Origin of the sequence: Streptomyces sp. NPDC090083 (genome assembly GCF_044747445.1) — a bacterium.
Classification (GTDB): domain Bacteria; phylum Actinomycetota; class Actinomycetes; order Streptomycetales; family Streptomycetaceae; genus Streptomyces.
Map to the genome: position 1 here is coordinate 155,363 of NZ_JBIVED010000003.1, position 19,026 is coordinate 174,388.

A 19,026-nucleotide genomic window follows, 5' to 3' on the forward strand; every position below is an offset into this window, starting at 1 on the left:
GGCTCCGGGTCAGGACACCTCATGGCCCTGCGCGGAGTCACCTCGTAGGCTGCTGTGTATGACCGACGACGCAGTCCCGGAGCTCCGCGCATCCGACGCCGACCGTGAGCGAGTCGCCGAGGTGCTGCGCGACGCCGTCGCGGAAGGCCGCCTCGACATGGAGGAGTTCGAGGAGCGGCTGGAGGCGACCTACAAGGCGCGGACGTACGGCGAACTCACCCCCATCACCCAGGACCTGCCCGCCCCCGGAGTCGCCCCGCCGCCGGTGAACATGGTCAAGGAGCCGGTGGACAGCGGGAGTTGGGCCGGGCGGATCGTCGGCGGCGAGGGCTCTTCGACCGGCGCGGTGGCCATCCTGTCCGGGTTCCAGCGCAAGGGCCGGTGGACGGTACCGAAGCGCTTCACCTGCTTCTCCTTCTTCGGCGGCGGCGAGATCGACCTGCGCGAGGCGAACTTCGCGGCCCGCGACGTCGAGATCAACTGCATCGCGATCATGGGCGGAGCGCAGGTCGTCGTGCCGCCCGGCGTCGAGGTCGTCGTCCGCGGCATCGGCATCATGGGCGCCTTCGACCACGGCGAGGAAGGCGTGCCGGGCGACCCGGGCGCCCCGCGCGTGATCGTCACGGGCTTCGCCTTCTGGGGCGGCGTCGGCATCGAACGCAAGATGACCCGCGCGCAGCGGCAGCGCCTCAAGGAGGAGCGCCGCCAGCAGAAACTGGACCGCGGCTCCTCCGCCAAGGAGCTCTACGGCGCCCACCGCGACGCCCTGTCCGGCCTGCGCGACGCCCACCGCGAGGCCATGGAGGAGCACCGCGACGCGGTCCGCCGCCGCCACGAGGAGCGCAGGGAACGGCACGAGGAGCGGCGCGAGCGGCACCGGGACCGGCGCGAGCGCAGACACCGGGACTGGGACTGAGGTCCTCGCGCGAGGAGCCCGGCTACAGCTGGGCCGGCACCGCGCCCCTGAGGTCCGCCAGGTCGATCGTGGCCGCCATCTTCCGGTACCCCCGGTCGCTGGGGTGGAGATGGTCGCCCGAGTCGTACGGCGAGGCGAACCGGCGCGGGTCGTGGGGGTCGCGCAGCGCCTTGTCGAAGTCGACGACGGCGTCGTAGACCGTGCCGCTCCTGATCACCGCGTTGACCTGCTGGCGCACCGCGTTCCGGGCCGCCGTGCCGCGCGGGTAGCCGCCGAAGGGCATCAGGGTGGCGCCGACGACCTTGATGCCGTGGGCGTGGGCCCGGCCGACCAGGGTGCGCAGGCCGGTGACGATCCGGTCGGCGTCGGCGTCGTGCAGGACGTCGTTGACGCCGAGGTCGACGACGACGACCTTGACGTTCGGGCGGCCCAGCACGTCACGGGTGAAGCGGGAGAGGCCGCTCTGGTTGGCGGCGGGCCGGCCGTCGAGACTCACGAGGATCCGGTTGCCGGCGATGCCCTCGTTGACGACGCTGTAGCGCGGCACGTCCTGCCCGGCGGCGACGGCCGCGCGCAGCCGCTGCGAAAAGGCGTCCGGCCAGCGGCGGTTGGTGCTCTCGGTCGAGGTGGAACCGTCGGTTATCGAGTCGCCGAACGCGACGACCGTGCCGTTCGCCTGGTCGCTCAGTACGTCCACCGCCGTCAAGTACCGCCAGATCGAGGTGGGTTCGCGGTACGGCACGCCGGTCGCGTCCTCGGTGTGGTCGCCGTCGGCGAGATACGAGGTCTGCCGTGCGTACGGGTGGTAGGTGACCGGCCCCGACGCGGTGGGGGAGTAGGTGGTGACCAACAGGTCGGCGTTCGAAGGGACTTGGAGGCGGACGGCGTCGCTGAGTATCTGCTGCCCGGCCGGGATGGTGACTGAGGTCGCCCCGCCGAAGGTCAGCCGCCGCATGGTGCCCTGGGCGGCGGCGGAGCTGTTGTGGGCGGCGGCGACGGCGATCGAGGCGTGGGTGATGCTGAGCGGGGTCCGGCCGTAGAGGTTGGACAGGGTGATCCGGGCGCCCGCGCCGCCCGCGCTGGTGTGGACGATGTTGCGCACCGAGCGGCCGGCCGTACCGGTGTTCTCCGTGCCGATCTCGCCGGCCACCGGGGCCGCGGCCCAGGCGCCGACCCAGGTACCGGCCGAGGCGGGGGCCGCGGAGCTGCCGCCGGAGCGGGAGCCCGGGGAGTTCTTCCCGTCGTCGCGGGTACCGTCGCCCGCGGCGGCCCCGAGGTATATGCAGGCGGAAAGGACCGCGATCAGGGTGATGATCGCGGACAGCAGGGCATAACCACGACGCTTGGTCACGCGGTACTGATCTCCTCGGGTGAAGGGCAGGGCCCTGCCATTTTGCCCGATCGGGTGACAACGGGAACTCCTGTCCCCTTCCGGGAGTCGGACAGGAAGGGACAAGGTGCACGACACGGGCGAACGGATGGAGCGGATGGACCGGACGGAAGCGGGGGCGGGGACGGCGGCGCGGGCGAGCGGGGAGGCGGGCCTCGGGTCGGCCACCGAGAAGGACGGGTCCCGCCGCACGATGACCACGTTCAGCGCCGCCGACGAGGAGAGACAGCGCGGCGTCCGCCGGATGAAGCTGACCGCGCTGGCGCTGCTGCTCTTCGTGGCCGTCGTCTACGTCCTCGCGAAATGGGCGTCGCACTCCGGCGCGGGACCCTGGGCGGGCTATGTCGCGGCGGCGGCCGAGGCGGGCATGGTCGGCGCGATGGCCGACTGGTTCGCGGTGACGGCCCTCTTCCGGCATCCCCTGGGCCTGCCCATCCCGCACACCGCGATCATCCCCACCAAGAAGGACCAGCTGGGCGTCTCCCTCGGCGAGTTCGTCGGCGAGAACTTCCTCTCCGAGGAGGTCGTACGCCAGCGGCTGCGCGCGGTCGGCATCGGCAGCCGCCTCGGCGCCTGGCTCGCCGACCCCGACCACGCGGACCGTGTCACGGCCGAGCTGTCGGCGGCGCTCCGGGGCGCCCTCACGGTCCTGCGGGACTCGGACGTCCAGGCGATCGTCGGCGAGGCGATCACCCGCCGCGCCGACGCCCAGGAGATCGCGCCCGGCATCGGCAAGACCCTGGAGCGGATCGTCGCCGACGGCGGCCACAAGCGGGTCGTCGACCTGATCGTCGCCCGCGCGCACGACTGGCTGGTCCTGCACGACGAGCAGGTCATGGACGCCGTCGAGGGCGGCGCCCCCGGCTGGACCCCGAGATTCGTCGACAAGCGCATCGGCGAGCGCGTCTACAAGGAACTGCTCCGCTTCGTCACCGAGATGCGGGACATGCCCTCCCACCCGGCCCGCGGCGCCCTCGACCGCTTCCTCGCCGACTTCGCCGCCGACCTCCAGTCCGACACGGAGACCCGTGCACGCGTGGAGCGCCTCAAGGGCGAGGTCCTCGGCCGCGGCGAGGTCCAGGACCTGATCGCCAGCGCCTGGACGTCCGTCCGCTCGATGATCGTCTCGGCCGCCGAGGACGAGCGCAGTGAGCTACGGCTGCGGGTGCGGGCCTCGCTGCTGTCGCTGGGCGCGCGGATGGCCGTGGAACCCAAGCTCCAGGCGAAGGTCGACGGCTGGGTCGAGGGCGCGGCCGTGTACGTCGTGACGACCTACCGCAAGGAGATCACCTCCCTGATCACCGACACCGTGGCCGGCTGGGACGCCGAGCACACCACCCGGAAGATCGAGGCGAACATCGGCCGCGACCTGCAGTTCATCCGGATCAACGGCACGGTGGTGGGATCGCTGGTGGGCTTGTTGATCTACACGGTGACCCGGCTGGCGGGGGTGTAGACGGCCGTGTAGCGGGTGGGGGGTGTGTACGGGGTTCGGTCGGGGGTTGCGGGTGGGGGGTGTGCGGGGTTCGGTCGGGGGTTGCGGGTGGGGGGTGTGCGGGGTTCGGTCGGGGGTGCGGGTGGGGGTGTGTGCGGGGTTCGGACGGGGGGGGGGGGGGGGGGGCCGGGCGGAGGTGTGCGCGGGGCTCGGACGGTTTTCGGACGGTGGTGTAGGGGCCGGTGCCCGGGGGCACCCGGGAAGGGTTCGCTCGACGAGGAGGAACCCGATGGCCAGTGCGCGTGCGAGTGCCGAGACCCCGGCCGGGAGCGGCGGCGGCAGGACCATCACCTCGTCCATCCCCGCCCGCCTGGACCGCCTCCCGTGGTCCCGCTGGCACTGGACGATCGTCATCGGCCTCGGCACGGTCTGGATCCTCGACGGCCTGGAGGTCACGGTCGTCGGCAACATCGCGGGCCGTCTCTCCGAACCCGGCAGCGGCCTGCCGATCAGCTCCGGCCAGATCACCGGCATCGCGGCGGCGCTGTACGTGGCGGGCGCGTGCCTGGGCGCCCTGTTCTGGGGCCACCTCACCGACCGCTACGGCCGCAAGAAGCTCTTCATGATCACGCTGATCGTGTACCTCGCGGCGACCGCGCTGACGGCGGCCTCCTTCTCGACCTGGTGGTTCTTCACCTTCCGCTTCCTCACCGGCTTCGGCATCGGCGGCGAGTACGCGGCGATCAACTCCGCGATCGACGAGCTGATCCCGGCGTACTGCCGGGGCAGGGTGGACCTGATCATCAACGGCAGCTTCTGGGTGGGCGCGGTCGGCGGGTCGTTGCTGTCGATCGTCGCGCTCGACACCGACATCTTCGCGGCGGACGTCGGATGGCGGCTGACCTTCGCGCTGGGCGCCGTGCTGGCGCTGGTGATCCTGCTCGTACGACGGCACGTCCCCGAGAGTCCGCGCTGGCTGCTCATCCACGGGCGGGAGCGGGAGGCGGACGAGGTGGTCACCTCGATCGAGCACCGGATCGAGGCGGAGCAGGGGCGCGAACTGCCGCCCGCCGAGGGCGAGATCACCATCCACCAGCGCAAAGGCGTCTCGTTCGGCGAGATCGCCCGCACGATCTTCCACGACTACCCCAAGCGCGCCACGCTCGGCTTCTCCCTCTTCATCGGCCAGGCGTTCCTCTACAACGCGATCACCTTCGGCTTCGGCGCGATCCTCACGAAGTTCTTCGACGTGCCGACGGGCAACACCGGCTACTACTTCGCGGTCATCGCGGTCGGCAACTTCCTCGGCCCGCTGCTGCTCGGCAAGCTCTTCGACACGGTCGGGCGCCGGGTGATGATCTCGTCGACGTATCTGCTCTCGGGGCTGCTGCTGTTCGGCACGGCGTGGCTGTTCGACCGGGGGTCGCTGAGCGCGACCACGCTGACGGCCTGCTGGTGCGCGGTGCTGTTCTTCGCTTCGGCGGGTGCGTCCAGTGCGTATCTGACGGTGTCGGAGATCTTCCCGATGGAGACGCGGGCGATGTCGATCGCCTTCTTCTACGCGCTGGGTACGGCGGCCGGGGGCATCAGCGGGCCGCTGCTGTTCGCGGACCTCACGAACACGGGGAAGGTCGGCGACACGGTGCTCGCGTTCCAGATCGGGGCGGGGCTGATGTGTGCGGCGGGGCTGGTGGCGGCGGTGCTGGCGGTGCGGGCGGAGGGGCGGTCGCTGGAGGACGTGGCCAAGCCGTTGACCGCGGTGGACGGGCCTGTCGCGTCGGTGTGATCCCCGGGATCTGAGTACGCGTACTCTGTCGCGGCCCGGTCCCGTGGACGAACCTCGTACGCATGACCGAGAAGTTGCTGAGCCCTCTGCGCACGCGCCCCTGGCCGGAACGCTGGCTTGTCCGCACGCTCGGCGTCGTCCTCGCGACGGCGGCGTACGCCCTCTGTGTTCCGTCGGGGTCGGTCCCGGTCCCGGCGGACGACGGGGCGCACGGCGGGGCCGGGGTGGTGCTCGCGGTGATCCTGGTGTCCCTGGCGGGTTACTTCGGCCGCCGGGACGATCTGGCCTGGCCGTTGCTGGTGGTGGCGGCGGGGCCGGCCGTGCTGATGTACCTGTCGTTCGAGGCGGAACGGCCGCTGGCGTGGGCGTCGGCGACGCTGGTGGTCGCGGCGGGTGCGCTGGTGGTGGCGGCGGTGGGGCGTCGGTTCCGGCCGCGGGAGGAAGACTCGAACGACGGGCTGCTGTGCGCGGCCGTCGCGACGAGCGTGAGGAGTGGTACCCGATGAGCATCCGCAGGATCGTCCCCGACTTCCGGGTCTCGGAGGGCGGTGAGGACTCGATGCGTGCGAACGCCGGCTTCTACGGCCTGCTGGGCTTCGAGGAGGTCATGAACCAGGGGTGGGTGATGACCCTGGCGTCTCCTTCGAATCCCACCGCCCAGATCAGCTTCCTCACGGAGGAACGGACCGCGCCCGTCGTGCCCGACCTGAGCGTGGAGGTCGAGGACGTGGACGCGGTGTGGGCCGAGGTGGTGGCGTCCGGGGCGGAGGTCGTGCGGGAGCTGCGGGACGAGGAGTGGGGGGTGCGGCGGTTCTTTGTGCGGGATCCGGGTGGGCGGGTGGTGAACGTGCTGGGGCACCGGGGCTGAGGCGTCGTCTTCGGGCGCGGGCCGGTGGGGGTTGGTCGCGCAGTTCCCCGCGCCCCTGGGTGGGGTGGGGTTCGTGGTCGGGTGCGGGTTCGTGGTGGTGCGTCTGTGGGTCGGCGCCGCGCCGGGGGGTGTCCGTCCTCGGATCGGCGCGGGTGCCGTTGCTCACCGGCTCGCCCGTGCCGGACGCGCCGACCGCTGCGGGCGGACACCCCCCGACACGTCGCCTTCGCGCCGTACGTCCCTGACGGCCGTCACGCCTTCCGGTCGGCCACCGCCCAGGACGCGAGGGCTACGACGCCGGCGACACCGAAGACCGCGGGCCAGGCGCCGACCCTCTTGGCCAGGGGGTGGGAGCCGGCGAACGCGGCGATGTAGGTGACGGTGAGCGCACCGGCCGCCTTGCCGCCGGCCTGCTGGCGCCACTGGTTGGCGGCGGTGGCCCCGGCCGCGGCAAGGACGACCCCGCCGAGCTGGCGCTTCCTGGTCCACCGGGCCACGCCGAAGCCACCGACAAGCCCGCTCGCTGCGACCAGAGAGCTGGGAATGCTGGGGATCTTGGCCATGACGTGCCTCCTGGAACCGGTGAACCGAGCTGATCGAATATCGCCACCGAGGCTAACGCGGGGGTCTGTGAGAGCCTCGGGGGCCTACGGCTTACGAGGAGAGCCACTCCGTGGCGTTGAGGGCGAGGGCGGCGTTGGCAGCGACATTCGACCGGTGAGGAGGACATCGTGGTTGGCGAAGAGCGCGTCGAGGTCGGTTCGTCGGCGGATGTACGCCGTCCACGCTGTGCCCGGTAGGTCTGTGTAGGCGGCCACCATGCGGGCCCGGTGTGCTTGAGTGAGGATCCAACGAGCCTGGTCCGCATCGTTGTTGCGGCCGCCGAGGTTGCGTGCGAGCCGCCACAGCTCCTCGCCTTCGCTGAGTACGTCGACTACCGCGACGAGGCCGATGTCGCCCAGCCCGCGTTCGTCGCTGGACTGGGTGGTGTAGGCGAGGGTGAGGGTTTCGAGAGGGAAGACGGTGACGCGGCTAGTGGCGGTCAGCTGGGTCAGGGACACGAGGGGGCGGTCCGTTTCTGACAGTGACGGGGTTGGACCGGCTTGGGGCAGGCCGGACCAACCCCCTCTGGGGATCGGCTGGTGGTGCCGGTCAGCAACAGGGGCCGTCGCCGCAGCAGGCGGGTGCGTTGCATTCGGCGGCCGTGTCCCACAGCTGGTCGTCGACCTCGAAGCCGGCCGCCCGGATCTTGCCGACGACCGAGGTCATCAAGCCGCCGGTCCGCGTCTTGCTGTTCGGTTGGTGATGCAGGAAGTAGCCGAACTGCTCCTGACACCAGTTGGCGTACCAGTCGGTGTGAAGGACGAGCGTGTGCCAGCCGGGGTCGACCTTTTGGGACGGGGCCATGGACGTGCCTTCGCCTGTTGAGCCCATGACGAAGACCAGGGCGAGCGCTTGGTCCACGACGCGGTTCGCAACGGCCCGTTCGAGGCCGTACTCGTCGCCGCAGAACGCGGCGAGCATGGCGAAGTCGGCCTTGCTGACGAGAGAACGACCAGTGCGGGTGGTGATGGCTACGGTGGCGGTCATCGCGTGTTCTCTTTCGCGCTCGTGCCCAGGGTGGGCGGGGTCGGACCCGGCGGCCTTTCAGGTGCTGGCGGGGTTGTGTGGAGCATTGCTTCACCTCGTGGTTGAGGGATTTTTGGGAAGCCCACGTCCGGGTGCGACGAGCGGGCGTCGCGCATTTGGGAGAGGGATCTTCCAGCCCGTCGTACGCAGGGCGAAGGACGGGGGTGACTTCAGGGCGCCCCGGAAGGCGTACTTCGGCGCCCGAGGACCGTGCGCTCACCTGCGCCAAGTTCCGGCGTGCAGAGGCGCCTGGACAGGCCCTCCCACGTATCGCGGTGCGGTCGCACAGGCCGCAAAAAAGGGGGCTTTGGGGTCATGACTAGGACGTTAGGCGGTGCAATTGCGCACGGTCGGAGTGATTGCGCGTGATTGCGTATACAGCGGCGGGGCTTGCGGCGGATTGCCTACGAGAGGTTCAAGGACGCTCTTGCCCGCCCGATCAGACGGCGTGCAGGCGCCCCGTACTCGGCAGACTCGGCAAGCCAGTCCCAAGCACGCTCGTACAGCTGGATGTCTTCTTCGCCGGTGAGCCACAGCTCTTCGCTGATCGTCTCTACGACGACCAGCCGACGGTCATAGATCCAGAAGGCGTGCGGAGCCGTACGGCGCAACTGTGCACCGAAGGGGAGGATGCCGAGTTCGATTCGACGCTGGCCCACGAGGTTGTACAGCCGGTCCAGTTGCTCGGCCATCACATCCGTGGGACATGAGCGGTGGTAGAGCGCGGCTTCGCAGACAAGAAATCGGAAGGTCTTCGCCGGGTCATACAGCGACTCCTGGCGGCGCATACGGGCTTCGACTGCAGCCTCAGTAGTGGGCGGGATCCCCCGGAACTCCGCGTTGGAGTCGAAGACGACGCGGGCGTACTCCGGTGTCTGGAACAACCCTGGTACGCGGGACACTTCGAGACCCCGGATCAGTTTCGTGGCATCGCTCTGGCGTACGGCGATCTCCTGACGGCCTCGGTGTCCGCCGGCCAGTTGGCGTCGCCAAGAGCGGTGCCGCTGCTTCATTTCCAGGCCGGCTCGCAGCCCTTGGAGTTCGGCTTCGACCTCCGGTCTGTCGCACGCCTGCGCCCACTCGGTCAGATCGGCAGCGGTCGGCGTCTGCTTGCCGTTCTGAAGCCGAGAGACCTTCGAAGGCTGGCAACCGAGCTTCACGGCAAGGTCCTTGCCCTCCAGACCAGCTTCGGTACGCAGCTCGCGCAGCCGTGCGCCGAGCGCCTCTCTGGCGGTCTGGTAGTCCGTGCTCACACGGTGGAACGTACCCGCCTGGCGAACTCTTCGGTACGGACGGCATGGTGCCAGGCGGTGTCCCGGGCCTGGCAGGCGCTGAGGACTTCGGCGGGGTCCTCAGTGACGTACACGCCCAGCGTCGTGTCGTCGTCATCGAATGCGAAACGGGCTAGGACCTTGGAGTCGAAGAGCCAGAAATCGTCGTCCGGAAGCCGGAGTTGCTGTGTCTGGACGCGGGTCAGGTGACGGATGTCCTCTCCTGCTGCAATGTTGCTGGGTGCGCTTGCGAGGAGGAACTCCTGTCCCTGGCTGAGCGGTTGATCGACAACCCGTACGCGCTCGAAGCGCTTGCCCAATGCGGTCTGCGCGCGCACGCTCTCCCGCCAGGAGTTGTCCGGTTCACCGGCGATGTCCTCGCCTGCGAGGAACCGCGCCCACTTGGGGCTGGTGCGGTCCGAGGCATAGCCACGGCGCGTCTCTAAGCGCCAGGCCGTATGCCTGAAGTCGCGAAAGAGACTGGAGATCGAGGCGAACGGCTGGAGCTCGGGCGCATCGCTCTGCGGCGCGTAGCGGCTGAGCAGGTTACGAGGCACGCGGACGAAGCTCTCGGACTCTTTGACGTCCCACAGCCGGGCGAGGTGCGTGGGGTCGGTTTCCCGCTCGCCCTGGACGAGGATCTGGTCCGTGCCCTCGATCTCGTACAAGGTCGGGCAGTCGCCGTCGTCGCTGGTTGTGCCGAGGAACCTGAGCGCCATGTGACCCTCCAGCCGTGGTTGTTGGAGATCCAGACTGCGTGGACGGGATCAGTTCGCGCTCCAGGATTGCAGCAGATTGCGCATCCTTTGGAGAGCACCTTGATTGCGCGCAAGCGGTAATGCGATGTGACTGAGAGGGTTTCCGGAGCGGTGCACGACGTTCGAGGCAGTCGTGAAGGACAACACCCAACGCACGACATGACTGGGGGCGCCTTCCAGACGCAGCGTCCCTCAGCGCTGTATCAACCCGCTGTCCCGCAACGCTTGAGTGAAAGTGAGCCAGGCTTGTCTGCGGACGGTGAGAGAGGAACCACCTTGGTTCTTCGAGTCGCGTATCAGAGCCCCATCTTGCGTACGCGCACACTCGACACACTCCGTCCCGCTCCCTCCGCTGTACGAGGACTTGAACCAGTGGTGCGTTGAGGGCGCCGACATCAGGACTCCTTGCTTATGCGGTGGACGATGTCCGTGGAGGACTCAAGATCGAGTGCCTGTGCGCTGAGGTACTCGAACGCCAACCTATAACGCGCCAGTTCCTGCGGCTTCTCCATGAACAAGCCACCGCTGAGCAGGTCTACGTACGCCACGTCCAGGTCCGGAGTCGGGCCCCGCAGGATGGCGAAGCTGCCAACTGCTGCTGCGTGTGCGCCCTTTGAGAAGGGGAGGACTTGAATGGTGACGTGAGGGCGCTCGTTCAGGGTGAGGAGATGACCAAGCTGCTCTCGCATCACCGCGTGTCCGCCGACCTGGCGACGGAGCGCCGCCTCATCGATCACGCACCAAATCCGTGGCGGGTCGTCGCGCTCAAGGAGTTCCTGGCGCTTCATGCGGATGTCGACCATGTGCTGCACTTCGCGCTCCGGGCACTGCACCTCCGAGGCTCGGTGAACTGCCTCGGCGTAGGTGCGAGTTTGGAGGAGTCCGGGGATGTACATGCACGCGTAGTGGTCTTCGCGTACGACCTCATCCTCAAGCGTGAGCATGAGATTCATGGACTCGGGGATGGGGTCAGCGAGCGATCGCCACCAGCCCTGGATCTTGGCGCCCTTGGCCAGCTCTACTAGGGCGAGACGTTCTGCGTCCGAGGCTCCGTATTCGCGGCAAAGGGCGTCAACGGCCGGCCACTTGACGGTCCCCTCCTTCGTCTCGTAGCGACTCAGTGTTGCCTTTGAGATGCCGACGCGAGCGCCTGCCTCCTCCAGGGTCAAACCCTTGGATTCACGAAGTCGGCGCAGGTCGGCACCGAGCTGGCGCCTTCGGGTGGTGGGTCCAACTGGCATGCTCCCAGCCCTTCATGTTGATCTCTCAGATCGTGCTGGTTGTGCGAGTCTGACGGCAAGACAGCGCGCGCCGGGGGCGCGTGAGGTCGAAGTGTGCTTCTTCGCGTATGAACTGAGAGTTCCATTTTGAGAGTTCCAGTGCAACCCTCGGTGTGAAGATAGTTACGCATCGCGACCTGCTGGGCGGGTGAAGGGGTTGGGACATGGACTGCGCTACGTGCATGCCGAGGACGGCGTGGGAGCTCCCATTTCTGGCGGAGCCTGAGGAAGTGGCAGCTCTGCGGCGGGTGTTACGGATCCATTTGAGGATCTGGGGCCTGGCTGAGCTGACCGTCGCGGTCCAACTCTGCGTCAGCGAGCTCGTCTCCAACGTGATCACCCACGTGGGTGTAGGTACCCCGACCACCCTTGCCGTCTCGATGAACGGCACCCGCCTGCGCGTTGAGGTCCATGACCCCGACACGCGTGCCCTTCCGACGCTTGTGGATGCGAGCGATCACGCGGAAACGGGGCGTGGCATGGCGCTCGTAACGGCCACTTCGGACCGCTGGGGTGTTCAGCTCCTCGCCGATCGGAAAGTGACGTGGTGCGAGTTCGTCACTGGCCTGCATGCGCCCGACCGGCACAGCAATAGCCGTCAGCCAAGCCGGCTGGAGGCGGCAACCACACAGGCGGCGGCGATCGATGCCATCTTCGACCTTCTGCGTTGGCTTCGGGCTCACGGCCACGACCCGGACGAAGCCGTCGACCGAGCTCAGACGCGCTTCGAGGCTGAGCTCGGTCTCGTGGGCGACTAGTTGGGCGGAACTACCCGGCAGCGATTGCCGAGTACGTCCAGACGTCAGCCGGGAGCGGGTGCTTCAACTTCCACTTGATCGCCATCGGTTTGCTTCCGGTGGAGTCCTCGAACTCGGCAGGGCCGAGCAGCATCCACGGCTGGGCGCCCCCGATGTCCGTGCTCTTGTAGCGGCGCACGAAGAGCAGGACGTGGCTGCCCTCGGCCACGTGATTTTGGTAGCGCAGGCCTGTGGGAGATGTCGCCGATGTTTGGTTCTGGGACTCCCAGTGGAAGAGGGTCTCACTCAACGCGTAGTCGTGATAACGGGTTTGAGGGGAGAAGTCCTGCTCGTCCTTCTCTAGCGTGATGAGGAGCGCGTCGGTCTTGATCGACTGACACCATTTCACGCCCTCGCGAAAATCGGCCGGCATGAAGCCACCGATGAAGGACTGACCGAGGGCAGGAAGGATCTCTTCGCGGCTGTACGAGGCATGCACGGTCAGTGGAATGCCGCCTTGTCCGCCCACGCCCAGAAGCGGGATCGGGACGTGTTCCGTGTGGGCAAGGTTGTGCTCCAACACTTGGCACAGCTCACTACGAACTGCCCCTTGGTTCTTTAGAGTTGAGAATCCGGCGTCGTAGTCCGCGAAGCCCTTGCGAGTGACGCCGCCCAGCGGCCACAGCTGGAAGAACAGCATGCGTGCGTAGGCCTGGCCTTGCTCGTCTAGGTCGTCGTAGGCAGGGGCGTCATCCGTCAGCATCCGCGTGTAAGCGGCCACCCGCAGCGGGTCGTCCACGTGAAGAAAGGCGGGGATGCGCTTGAGGAGGACAGCTTCCCCTTCCGGTGGCTCACCTTGCAGAAGGCCGGAGCGGCGCAGCAATCCCGTCCAAGAGTTGCCATTGCCTCGGTAGAGCTCCTTCAGCTCGCGACCACTCTCGTGCAGATAGCTGGCAAGCTTCGGCTCGGCGTAGTCGGCGACCTCACGTGCCAGTGCCGTGACGTTCACGCCGATCTGGTCCTTGATGTTGGCGATGATGGTGCTCTTCGCCTTCTCCTCAAGGATGATCTGGCAGCCGGACGGCAGCTGCGGGAAGTCATGCTCGATGTTGTCCAGGAGCCGCTTGCGGGTGAGGTTGGTGAGCGCCCGGAACTGGTTCTCGAAGCGGAACTCCTTGCGGTGCTGCCCAATGAAGTCCAGCACGGTGAGCACAGCCTTGTCTTCGGTTCGGCGAAGGCCGCGGCCGAGCTGCTGAAGGAAGACGGTGGCGCTGGAGGTAGGGCGCAGGAGGAGCAGCGTATCCACGTCAGGGATGTCGAGCCCTTCGTTGAAGAGGTCCACTGAGAAGACGACTTGCACGGCCCCCGACCTGAGGTCTGCCAGGGTCTGCGCGCGCTCTTGGCTGGATGACTCTCCGGAGAGAGCAACGGCGTTGAGGCCGGCTGTTTGGAAGGACTCGGCCATGAAGTGCGCGTGCGCCACCGAGACACAGAAACCCAGCGCCCGCATGCTCCCAGGGTCGCTGACCTTGTCTCTGACAGCCTTGACGACCAGCCGCGCCCGTGCCACGTTTCCCGTCAACACGTTGCTCAAAGCGCCTGCGTCATACGCTCCGCGCTTCCACTCCACTGTGCTCAAGTCGGTAGTGTCGGTGATACCGAAGTAGTGGAAGGGGCTGAGGAGTTCATTCTCAAGGGCTTCCCACAGACGCATCTCGGCGGCGATGCGACCGTCGAAGAACTCGTCCTGGATGTTTTTGCCGTCCATGCGCTCGGGCGTTGCGGTAAGCCCAAGCAACTCGTCCGGCTGGAAGTGGTCGAGGATCTTCCGGTACGTCGGTGAGGTCCCGTGGTGGAACTCGTCAATCACGATCACGTCGAAGTGATCGCGGGCGAGACGGTCGAGCGCTCGTGTGTTCAGCGATTGGACGCTGGCGAACACGTGATTCCAGCGCTCCGGGATCTCGCCGCTGTGGAGCGACTCGCCAAAGTTCGCGTCCATCAGGACGTCTTGGTAGGTCCGCAGGGACTGCTGAAGGATCTCCTTGCGGTGCGCGACGAACAGCAACCGCAGGTCGCGGCCGTGCTTCTTTCGCAGGTTCCGGTAGTCGAGTGCAGCCATCACCGTCTTGCCGGTGCCAGTCGCTGCGACCAGCAGGTTTCGGTGTACGTGATGCACCTCCCGCTCGACTTCCAGGCGCTCCAGCATGTCGCGTTGATGCGGGTACGGACGTACCTCAAGGCCGGACAGGGTAATCCCGCGGTCTTGAGCGGCAGTTGAGGAGGTGCCGCCTGCGACAGCTAGGGCTTCCTGGAGCCGTTCTCCATCTGTGTCGGGGTCGTAGGTTTCGAAGGACAGGTCGTTCCAGTACGCCTCGAAGGTCGCCTCGAACTTACGCAAGACGTCTGGCGTGGCGATCGAAGAGAGTCGCACGTTCCACTCCAGCCCGTCGAGAAGCGCGGCCTTGGAGAGGTTGGAACTGCCGACGTACGCGGTGTCGTAGCCGCTTTTCCGACGGAACAGCCATGCCTTGGCATGTAGTCGCGTCGATCGTGTCTCGTAGTTGACCTTCACCTCGGCGTTGAACTCCCGCACCAGCCGGTCCAACGCGCGCCGTTCGGTAGCGCCGATATACGTCGTCGTGAGGACACGTATCGGCACGCCACGCGTGTGGGCCGCTTGCAGGGACTGCTCGATGATGCGTAGCCCGTGCCATTTCACGAAGGCGCAGAGCAGGTCGACGCGGTCGGCGGTGGCGAGTTCGGCGCGTAGTTCGAAGCCGAGGCTTGGGTCCTCCGGCGAGTTGGTAATGAGGGCCGTGTCGGAGAGGGGGATGCCGGGGCGTACGGCGAAGACTCCGGGTGCCTCCTGCCGGGTGAGCGCCAGGAGTTGGCGAGGGCCGTCGGCCACCAGGTCCACCCACTCTTGGGCGCCTTCGAGAGTGCTGATGGATTCCAGGATGTGGTTGGCCGCGTGTACCCGCTCCACGCTCGGAAGGCCTTGCAGCACTCGGCGCACGGTACCTGCGACGTGCCGGGCCAGTACATGCGGCACCGACTCAGGCCCGACTGCATCCACCACGGGGTGCCAGCCGAGACTGCCGAGCTCCTTCAACTGCTGCTCGAAGCGCAGCGTGATGAGTTGTTCGTAGAGGCCAGCCGAGGGCTCCGTAGGTACGTCTGGCTTGGTCACGTAGGCATCCCCCGCATGCGTTGACAGGTGTCCATGTGTAACAGAGGGCACTGACACAAGCAGATCGGGCACAGAGATGGCCAGTTCCAAGATCTTGAGCGATCGCTATCGGTTATAGGTTTGACAGGATCGATCAATGTCGGTCCAGTAGGGGTCGTGGAAACCAAACGGGTGCTCGGGAACATCGCTGGTGTCGCCGTAGGGGACTTCTTCAATGGCCGACGTGAGGTGCTGGGCGCCAAGCTTCACCAGACCAACCAGAAAGGCATCTCCTGGCTCAAGGATGACCAGGATGACCTGCCAGTCGCGGACGCCATCGTGCTCAACGGTGGGTACGTGGATGACGACGACCAATGGACCTTCATGAGGTACACGGGGGCGTCGGAGGGAAAGGATCGGGACTCCACTACGGGCCGGCTTATGTGCAGCCAGTCGTGGGAGCTCGTCGACAACGCCGCCCTCAAGCGCAGCTACGAGCGCAAGTATCCGATTCGCGTCATACGTGGCTATGAGGGTGATAAGCGTTATTCGCCACTCAAAGGCTATCGGTTCGATGGTTTGTTTGGCATTACGGCCATTCGTACGGCCATTTCGACGTGGCCTGCGCCTAATGGGTCCCCAGTCGAAATTTGCCAGTTTGATCTGGAGCGACTGCCTGACTCAGAGCAAGCTCTCGTGCCTGCGGGGGAGCGAGACGCCGAAGCCCTCGAAGCGGTGGAACAAGTCCTCGACGAACCCGGTGAGGAGAACTATCCCGAGGTGCGAACCGTGGAGGTTCTGCGCCTCATGCGGAGCGTTGCAAGGTCACGTCGTGTGAAGGATCTCTACGGCGGACAGTGCCAACTCTGTGGCCTTCGTTTGCTTGGGCCGGATGGCAAGCCGCATAGCCAAGGTGCTCACATCAGGCCCTTGGGCAGGCCTCACAACGGACCCGATGTCGAGCCGAACATTCTCTGTGTCTGCCCCAACTGCCATGTCCGCCTGGACGTTGGGGCTGTCGTGGTGGACGAGGACGGGTCGATCATTGAGCGGATGGCAACGCTCGGAGCACCTATGTTGCCGAAGCTCAAGACCAAGGGTGCGCATCGAGTACACCCGGACTACCTGCGATATCACCGTGAGTGGTGGGAGAAGCGTGGGACATCCGAGCAGGGGTCGTAGAGCCTCACCTCACGGTACGGCCGCCAAGAACGCATCGAGCTTGGCGGCCGTAGAGCGCCCTGTGGATCAAAGTTGCTGGCCGTGACACTCCTCATACCCCCGCCCCGACCCACACCAACAAGAAGCCCCCCGCTGCGGCGGCCACACCACAGCCCGGCCCCGCGCAGCCAGTGTCGTGGCGTACTGCGGCAGCAGGTCGACGTCTCCCGGTGAGGTTCCCTCCGACGCGGCGAACGCCTCGTACGAGGGGACCGTTCCCGTCACGATGCCCAGGTTCGGGGTGCCCGAGGCGGCCAGCTCGCGCAGCGAACCCTCTATCGTCGCGAGGTGCTCCTCGTGCGACGGGTACTCCGCGGTGAGGGGCTCGTACGCCGCGACCAGTTCGGCCAACTCTCCCTCGGGCCAGTGGAGTACGGCCACCGGGAAGGGGCGCGACAACGCCTCCCGGTACGCGCCCAGCTCCGCCCGCAGCCGCGAGATCTCGGCCTCCAGCTCCGCCGGGTTGTCGGACCCGAGTGACCACACCCGCTTCGGGTCGTGCAGCTCGTCCAGCGACACCGACGACGAGTGCAGCGTGTCCGCCAGCGTGTCCCACTCGTCGTGCGACACGCCCAGCATGCGGCGCACGCGGTGTCGGCCGAAGAGCAACGGGTGGGTGGAGTAAGGGGGTTCGGGGATGTCGGTGAGGAGGAGGGTCACGGCCTCCGTGAACGTCTCCTGCGCCGCCTCCAGCTCGTCGTGGGACTCCAGGGACTCCGCGACGATCACCCACGGCGCCGGATCGCGCGGGGCTCCCGCGCGGATGCCGTCGATGATGGCCCTGGCCTCGGCCTCGTGGCCGTACTCCCAGAGGTTCGAGGCCTTGAGGGCCCGTACCAGATGCGGGGTTTCCAGGGACTCCGCCGACGACAGCAGGCGGTCGTAGAGCGCGGTGGCGGCGGGGCGGTCGCCGGCCAGTTCCAGGTGGGCCGCGGCCTGGAGGAGCAGGGCCTCGGCGTCCTCGGGGTACAAGGAGGCGGTCCGTTCGAGGCGGGCCGCTTCGGCGGGGTGGTCGACGTTCTCGGCGGGCGTGTCGGGGCGCATGAACGACACGGTACTGCCGATGCCCGCGCAGATGGAGGCAAGGGCGGAGATATGCCCAGGTCGGCCGGTGAGAGTGGGGTGAGGGTGGGGTGGGAGCGGAGGCGGCGTCGGCGCGGAGCCGCTCCGCTGGGAACACCGGGTGGCTTCCGGGTGTCCGCAGGTTTTACGACCGCCCGCCCCGCTCAACCCGTCCGCCCTCGCCCGTCTACGCCCCTTACCTCCCGCTGCCCCGCCGGCCCCGCACCTCTACGCCCCTCACCTCTCGCAGCCCGCCCGCCTCTCCCATCTGCCCTCTCCTTTCTGCCCTTTCCCTTCTCCACCTCCCACCCCTCCCACAGCCATCCACGCCGCCACCCCCATCACGCCCACCCCGGCCGTCACGATCCCCGCGCCCACGAACAAGGGAGCCGCGTACCCGAACCCCGCGCTGATCACGAGGCCGCCCGCCCACGCTCCGAGCGCGTTGCCCACGTTCGACGCGGAGACGTTCGCGCTCGCGGCCAGCGGTACGCCGCCCGCCGCGTCCGTGACCCGCGTGATCATCCCGGGGACCGTGGCGAAGCCGAACGCACCGAGGAGGAAGACCAGGACCACCGACGCCCCCCGGCTGCTCGCCAGCACGCCGAACACCGCCAACGTGGCCGTCAGGCCCGCCAGTGACACGAGCAGGGTCGCGTCGCGGTCGCGGTCCGCGCCCCGCCCGCCCGCGGCGTTGCCGACGACCAGCCCGGTGCCGTAGACCACCAGCAGCCAGGACACGTCCGTCGTCGAGAACCCCGCGACCCGCGTGAAGGTGTACGCGAGGTAGCTGAACGCGCCGAACATGCCGCCGTAGCCGAGGGCCGTGGCCGTCAGGGTCAGCCAGACCTGGGCGGAGCGGAAGGCGCGCGCCTGAGCGCGGAGGTCCGTCCGGCCACCCCTCGTCCCTGCCGCCGCCCCTGCGCCCGCGTCCGCCCCGTCGCCTCCCGTTCCCGCCCATCCCGGCACCAGGACCGCGATGCCGATCAGCGCCACCGCCCCGATCACCGTGATCGCCCAGAACGTCGCCCGCCACCCCCACCGTTCGCCGACGAGCGCGCCGAAGGGGACGCCCAGGACGTTGGCCACCGTCAGGCCGGCGAACATCGACGCCACTGCCCGCGAGGCCCGTTCGGGCGGGACCAGGCGGCGGGCGACGAGGGAGCCGATGCCGAAGAACGAGCCGTGGCACAGCGCCGCCACGACTCTGCCGAGCAGCATCACCCCGTACGTCGGGGCCAGCGCCGACAGCAGGTTCCCTGCGACGAACAGCGCCAACAGGCCCACCAGTACCGGTTTTCGGGCCAGGCCCGCCGTCGCCGCCGTCACCGCTATCGCGCCCACCGCGACCGTCAGGGCGTAGCCCGAGATCAGCCAGCCTGCCGTGGCCGTGGACACGGTGAGGCTCCGGGCCACCTGCGGCAGCAGTCCTGCGATCACGAACTCGGTCAGTCCGATGCCGAAACCGCCGAGTGCCAGCGCGGGCAGGCCCAACCGCCCG

The 19,026-nt window shown here is 67.9% G+C and carries 18 protein-coding genes; 7 read left to right on the forward strand and 11 right to left on the reverse strand.

All coding sequences use genetic code 11. From position 1 onward, the window contains the following. Positions 1–58: 58 nt before the first annotated feature. On the forward strand, positions 59–916 hold the full coding sequence (locus tag ACIPTO_RS11760) for a DUF1707 domain-containing protein (protein ID WP_366313031.1): 858 nt from the start codon (positions 59–61) through the stop codon (positions 914–916). Between the two features lie 22 nt (positions 917–938). On the opposite strand, the gene ACIPTO_RS11765 is transcribed toward ACIPTO_RS11760, so the two are convergent. Beyond that, positions 939–2,267, reverse strand: a complete 1,329-nt coding sequence (locus tag ACIPTO_RS11765) for an SGNH/GDSL hydrolase family protein (RefSeq protein ID WP_401191022.1) — start codon at positions 2,265–2,267, stop codon at positions 939–941. 127 nt (positions 2,268–2,394) lie between these two features. Here ACIPTO_RS11765 and ACIPTO_RS11770 point away from each other — a divergent pair, with 127 nt between their 5' ends. From ACIPTO_RS11770 to ACIPTO_RS11785, 4 genes are all read left to right on the forward strand, one after another. Next, positions 2,395–3,762 (forward strand): DUF445 domain-containing protein, encoded by a 1,368-nt coding sequence (locus ACIPTO_RS11770; RefSeq protein ID WP_401192092.1) that lies wholly within the window; start codon positions 2,395–2,397, stop codon positions 3,760–3,762. A 268-nt stretch (positions 3,763–4,030) separates the two neighbouring features. Continuing rightward, positions 4,031–5,527 carry an MFS transporter gene (locus tag ACIPTO_RS11775; RefSeq protein WP_366313035.1) on the forward strand — a complete coding sequence of 499 codons (1,497 nt, stop codon included), beginning with the start codon at positions 4,031–4,033 and terminating at the stop codon, positions 5,525–5,527. 62 nt (positions 5,528–5,589) lie between these two features. Beyond that, positions 5,590–6,033: a hypothetical protein gene (locus tag ACIPTO_RS11780; protein WP_366313037.1), complete on the forward strand. Its 444-nt coding sequence runs from the start codon at positions 5,590–5,592 to the stop codon at positions 6,031–6,033. Continuing rightward, positions 6,030–6,395: a VOC family protein gene (locus tag ACIPTO_RS11785; protein WP_366313039.1), complete on the forward strand. Its 366-nt coding sequence runs from the start codon at positions 6,030–6,032 to the stop codon at positions 6,393–6,395. Before ACIPTO_RS11780 ends, ACIPTO_RS11785 begins: the two co-directional genes overlap by 4 nt. A 251-nt stretch (positions 6,396–6,646) precedes the next feature. Here the strand turns inward: ACIPTO_RS11785 and ACIPTO_RS11790 are convergent, their stop codons facing one another. The 7 genes from ACIPTO_RS11790 to ACIPTO_RS11820 form a co-directional block, all read right to left on the reverse strand. After that, the gene (locus ACIPTO_RS11790; RefSeq protein WP_401192095.1) at positions 6,647–6,949 is read right to left on the reverse strand and encodes a hypothetical protein; all 303 of its coding nucleotides are present in this window, start codon (positions 6,947–6,949) and stop codon (positions 6,647–6,649) included. A gap of 93 nt (positions 6,950–7,042) precedes the next feature. After that, complete coding sequence (locus ACIPTO_RS11795; protein WP_401191025.1) at positions 7,043–7,456, reverse strand: hypothetical protein; 414 nt, start codon at positions 7,454–7,456, stop codon at positions 7,043–7,045. Between the two features lie 91 nt (positions 7,457–7,547). Then, positions 7,548–7,985 carry a hypothetical protein gene (locus tag ACIPTO_RS11800; RefSeq protein ID WP_401191027.1) on the reverse strand — a complete coding sequence of 146 codons (438 nt, stop codon included), beginning with the start codon at positions 7,983–7,985 and terminating at the stop codon, positions 7,548–7,550. A 443-nt stretch (positions 7,986–8,428) separates the two neighbouring features. Continuing rightward, positions 8,429–9,277: a helix-turn-helix domain-containing protein gene (locus tag ACIPTO_RS11805; protein ID WP_401191029.1), complete on the reverse strand. Its 849-nt coding sequence runs from the start codon at positions 9,275–9,277 to the stop codon at positions 8,429–8,431. After that, entirely contained in the window at positions 9,274–10,014 is a 741-nt protein-coding gene (locus tag ACIPTO_RS11810) for a DUF6879 family protein (protein ID WP_401191031.1), read from the reverse strand. Before ACIPTO_RS11810 ends, ACIPTO_RS11805 begins: the two co-directional genes overlap by 4 nt. A 231-nt stretch (positions 10,015–10,245) precedes the next feature. Then, a complete protein-coding gene (locus ACIPTO_RS11815) occupies positions 10,246–10,449 on the reverse strand; it encodes a DUF397 domain-containing protein (RefSeq protein ID WP_401191033.1) in 204 nt (67 codons plus the stop codon). Beyond that, on the reverse strand, positions 10,449–11,294 hold the full coding sequence (locus tag ACIPTO_RS11820) for a helix-turn-helix domain-containing protein (protein ID WP_401191035.1): 846 nt from the start codon (positions 11,292–11,294) through the stop codon (positions 10,449–10,451). Before ACIPTO_RS11820 ends, ACIPTO_RS11815 begins: the two co-directional genes overlap by 1 nt. 203 nt (positions 11,295–11,497) lie before the next feature. On the opposite strand from ACIPTO_RS11820, the gene ACIPTO_RS11825 reads away from it, so the two are divergent. Then, positions 11,498–12,091, forward strand: a complete 594-nt coding sequence (locus ACIPTO_RS11825; RefSeq protein ID WP_401191037.1) for an ATP-binding protein — start codon at positions 11,498–11,500, stop codon at positions 12,089–12,091. Between the two features lie 10 nt (positions 12,092–12,101). Here the strand turns inward: ACIPTO_RS11825 and ACIPTO_RS11830 are convergent, their stop codons facing one another. Next, positions 12,102–15,263 (reverse strand): DUF3427 domain-containing protein, encoded by a 3,162-nt coding sequence (locus tag ACIPTO_RS11830; protein ID WP_401191039.1) that lies wholly within the window; start codon positions 15,261–15,263, stop codon positions 12,102–12,104. Positions 15,264–15,419: 156 nt separating this feature from the next. Here ACIPTO_RS11830 and ACIPTO_RS11835 point away from each other — a divergent pair, with 156 nt between their 5' ends. After that, entirely contained in the window at positions 15,420–16,424 is a 1,005-nt protein-coding gene (locus tag ACIPTO_RS11835; RefSeq protein ID WP_401191041.1) for a YDG/SRA domain-containing protein, read from the forward strand. Between the two features lie 66 nt (positions 16,425–16,490). Here the strand turns inward: ACIPTO_RS11835 and ACIPTO_RS11840 are convergent, their stop codons facing one another. Together ACIPTO_RS11840 and ACIPTO_RS11845 are read right to left on the reverse strand one after the other, a co-directional pair. Then, a complete protein-coding gene (locus ACIPTO_RS11840; protein WP_401191043.1) occupies positions 16,491–17,507 on the reverse strand; it encodes an SEC-C domain-containing protein in 1,017 nt (338 codons plus the stop codon). A 255-nt stretch (positions 17,508–17,762) separates the two neighbouring features. Then, positions 17,763–19,019 carry an MFS transporter gene (locus ACIPTO_RS11845; RefSeq protein ID WP_401191045.1) on the reverse strand — a complete coding sequence of 419 codons (1,257 nt, stop codon included), beginning with the start codon at positions 19,017–19,019 and terminating at the stop codon, positions 17,763–17,765. Positions 19,020–19,026: the final 7 nt, after the last annotated feature.

What these genes read in the sequence shown, in the direction of transcription:
- ACIPTO_RS11760 (WP_366313031.1), top strand. Translation starts at nt 59, where the DNA reads ATGACCGACGACGCAGTCCCGGAGCTCCGCGCATCCGACGCCGACCGT.
- ACIPTO_RS11770 (WP_401192092.1), top strand. Translation starts at nt 2,395, where the DNA reads ATGGAGCGGATGGACCGGACGGAAGCGGGGGCGGGGACGGCGGCGCGG.
- ACIPTO_RS11775 (WP_366313035.1), top strand. Translation starts at nt 4,031, where the DNA reads ATGGCCAGTGCGCGTGCGAGTGCCGAGACCCCGGCCGGGAGCGGCGGC.
- ACIPTO_RS11780 (WP_366313037.1), top strand. Translation starts at nt 5,590, where the DNA reads ATGACCGAGAAGTTGCTGAGCCCTCTGCGCACGCGCCCCTGGCCGGAA.
- ACIPTO_RS11785 (WP_366313039.1), top strand. Translation starts at nt 6,030, where the DNA reads ATGAGCATCCGCAGGATCGTCCCCGACTTCCGGGTCTCGGAGGGCGGT.
- ACIPTO_RS11800 (WP_401191027.1), bottom strand. Translation starts at nt 7,985, where the DNA reads ATGACCGCCACCGTAGCCATCACCACCCGCACTGGTCGTTCTCTCGTC.
- ACIPTO_RS11810 (WP_401191031.1), bottom strand. Translation starts at nt 10,014, where the DNA reads ATGGCGCTCAGGTTCCTCGGCACAACCAGCGACGACGGCGACTGCCCG.
- ACIPTO_RS11815 (WP_401191033.1), bottom strand. Translation starts at nt 10,449, where the DNA reads ATGTCGGCGCCCTCAACGCACCACTGGTTCAAGTCCTCGTACAGCGGA.
- ACIPTO_RS11820 (WP_401191035.1), bottom strand. Translation starts at nt 11,294, where the DNA reads ATGCCAGTTGGACCCACCACCCGAAGGCGCCAGCTCGGTGCCGACCTG.
- ACIPTO_RS11825 (WP_401191037.1), top strand. Translation starts at nt 11,498, where the DNA reads ATGGACTGCGCTACGTGCATGCCGAGGACGGCGTGGGAGCTCCCATTT.
- ACIPTO_RS11840 (WP_401191043.1), bottom strand. Translation starts at nt 17,507, where the DNA reads ATGCGCCCCGACACGCCCGCCGAGAACGTCGACCACCCCGCCGAAGCG.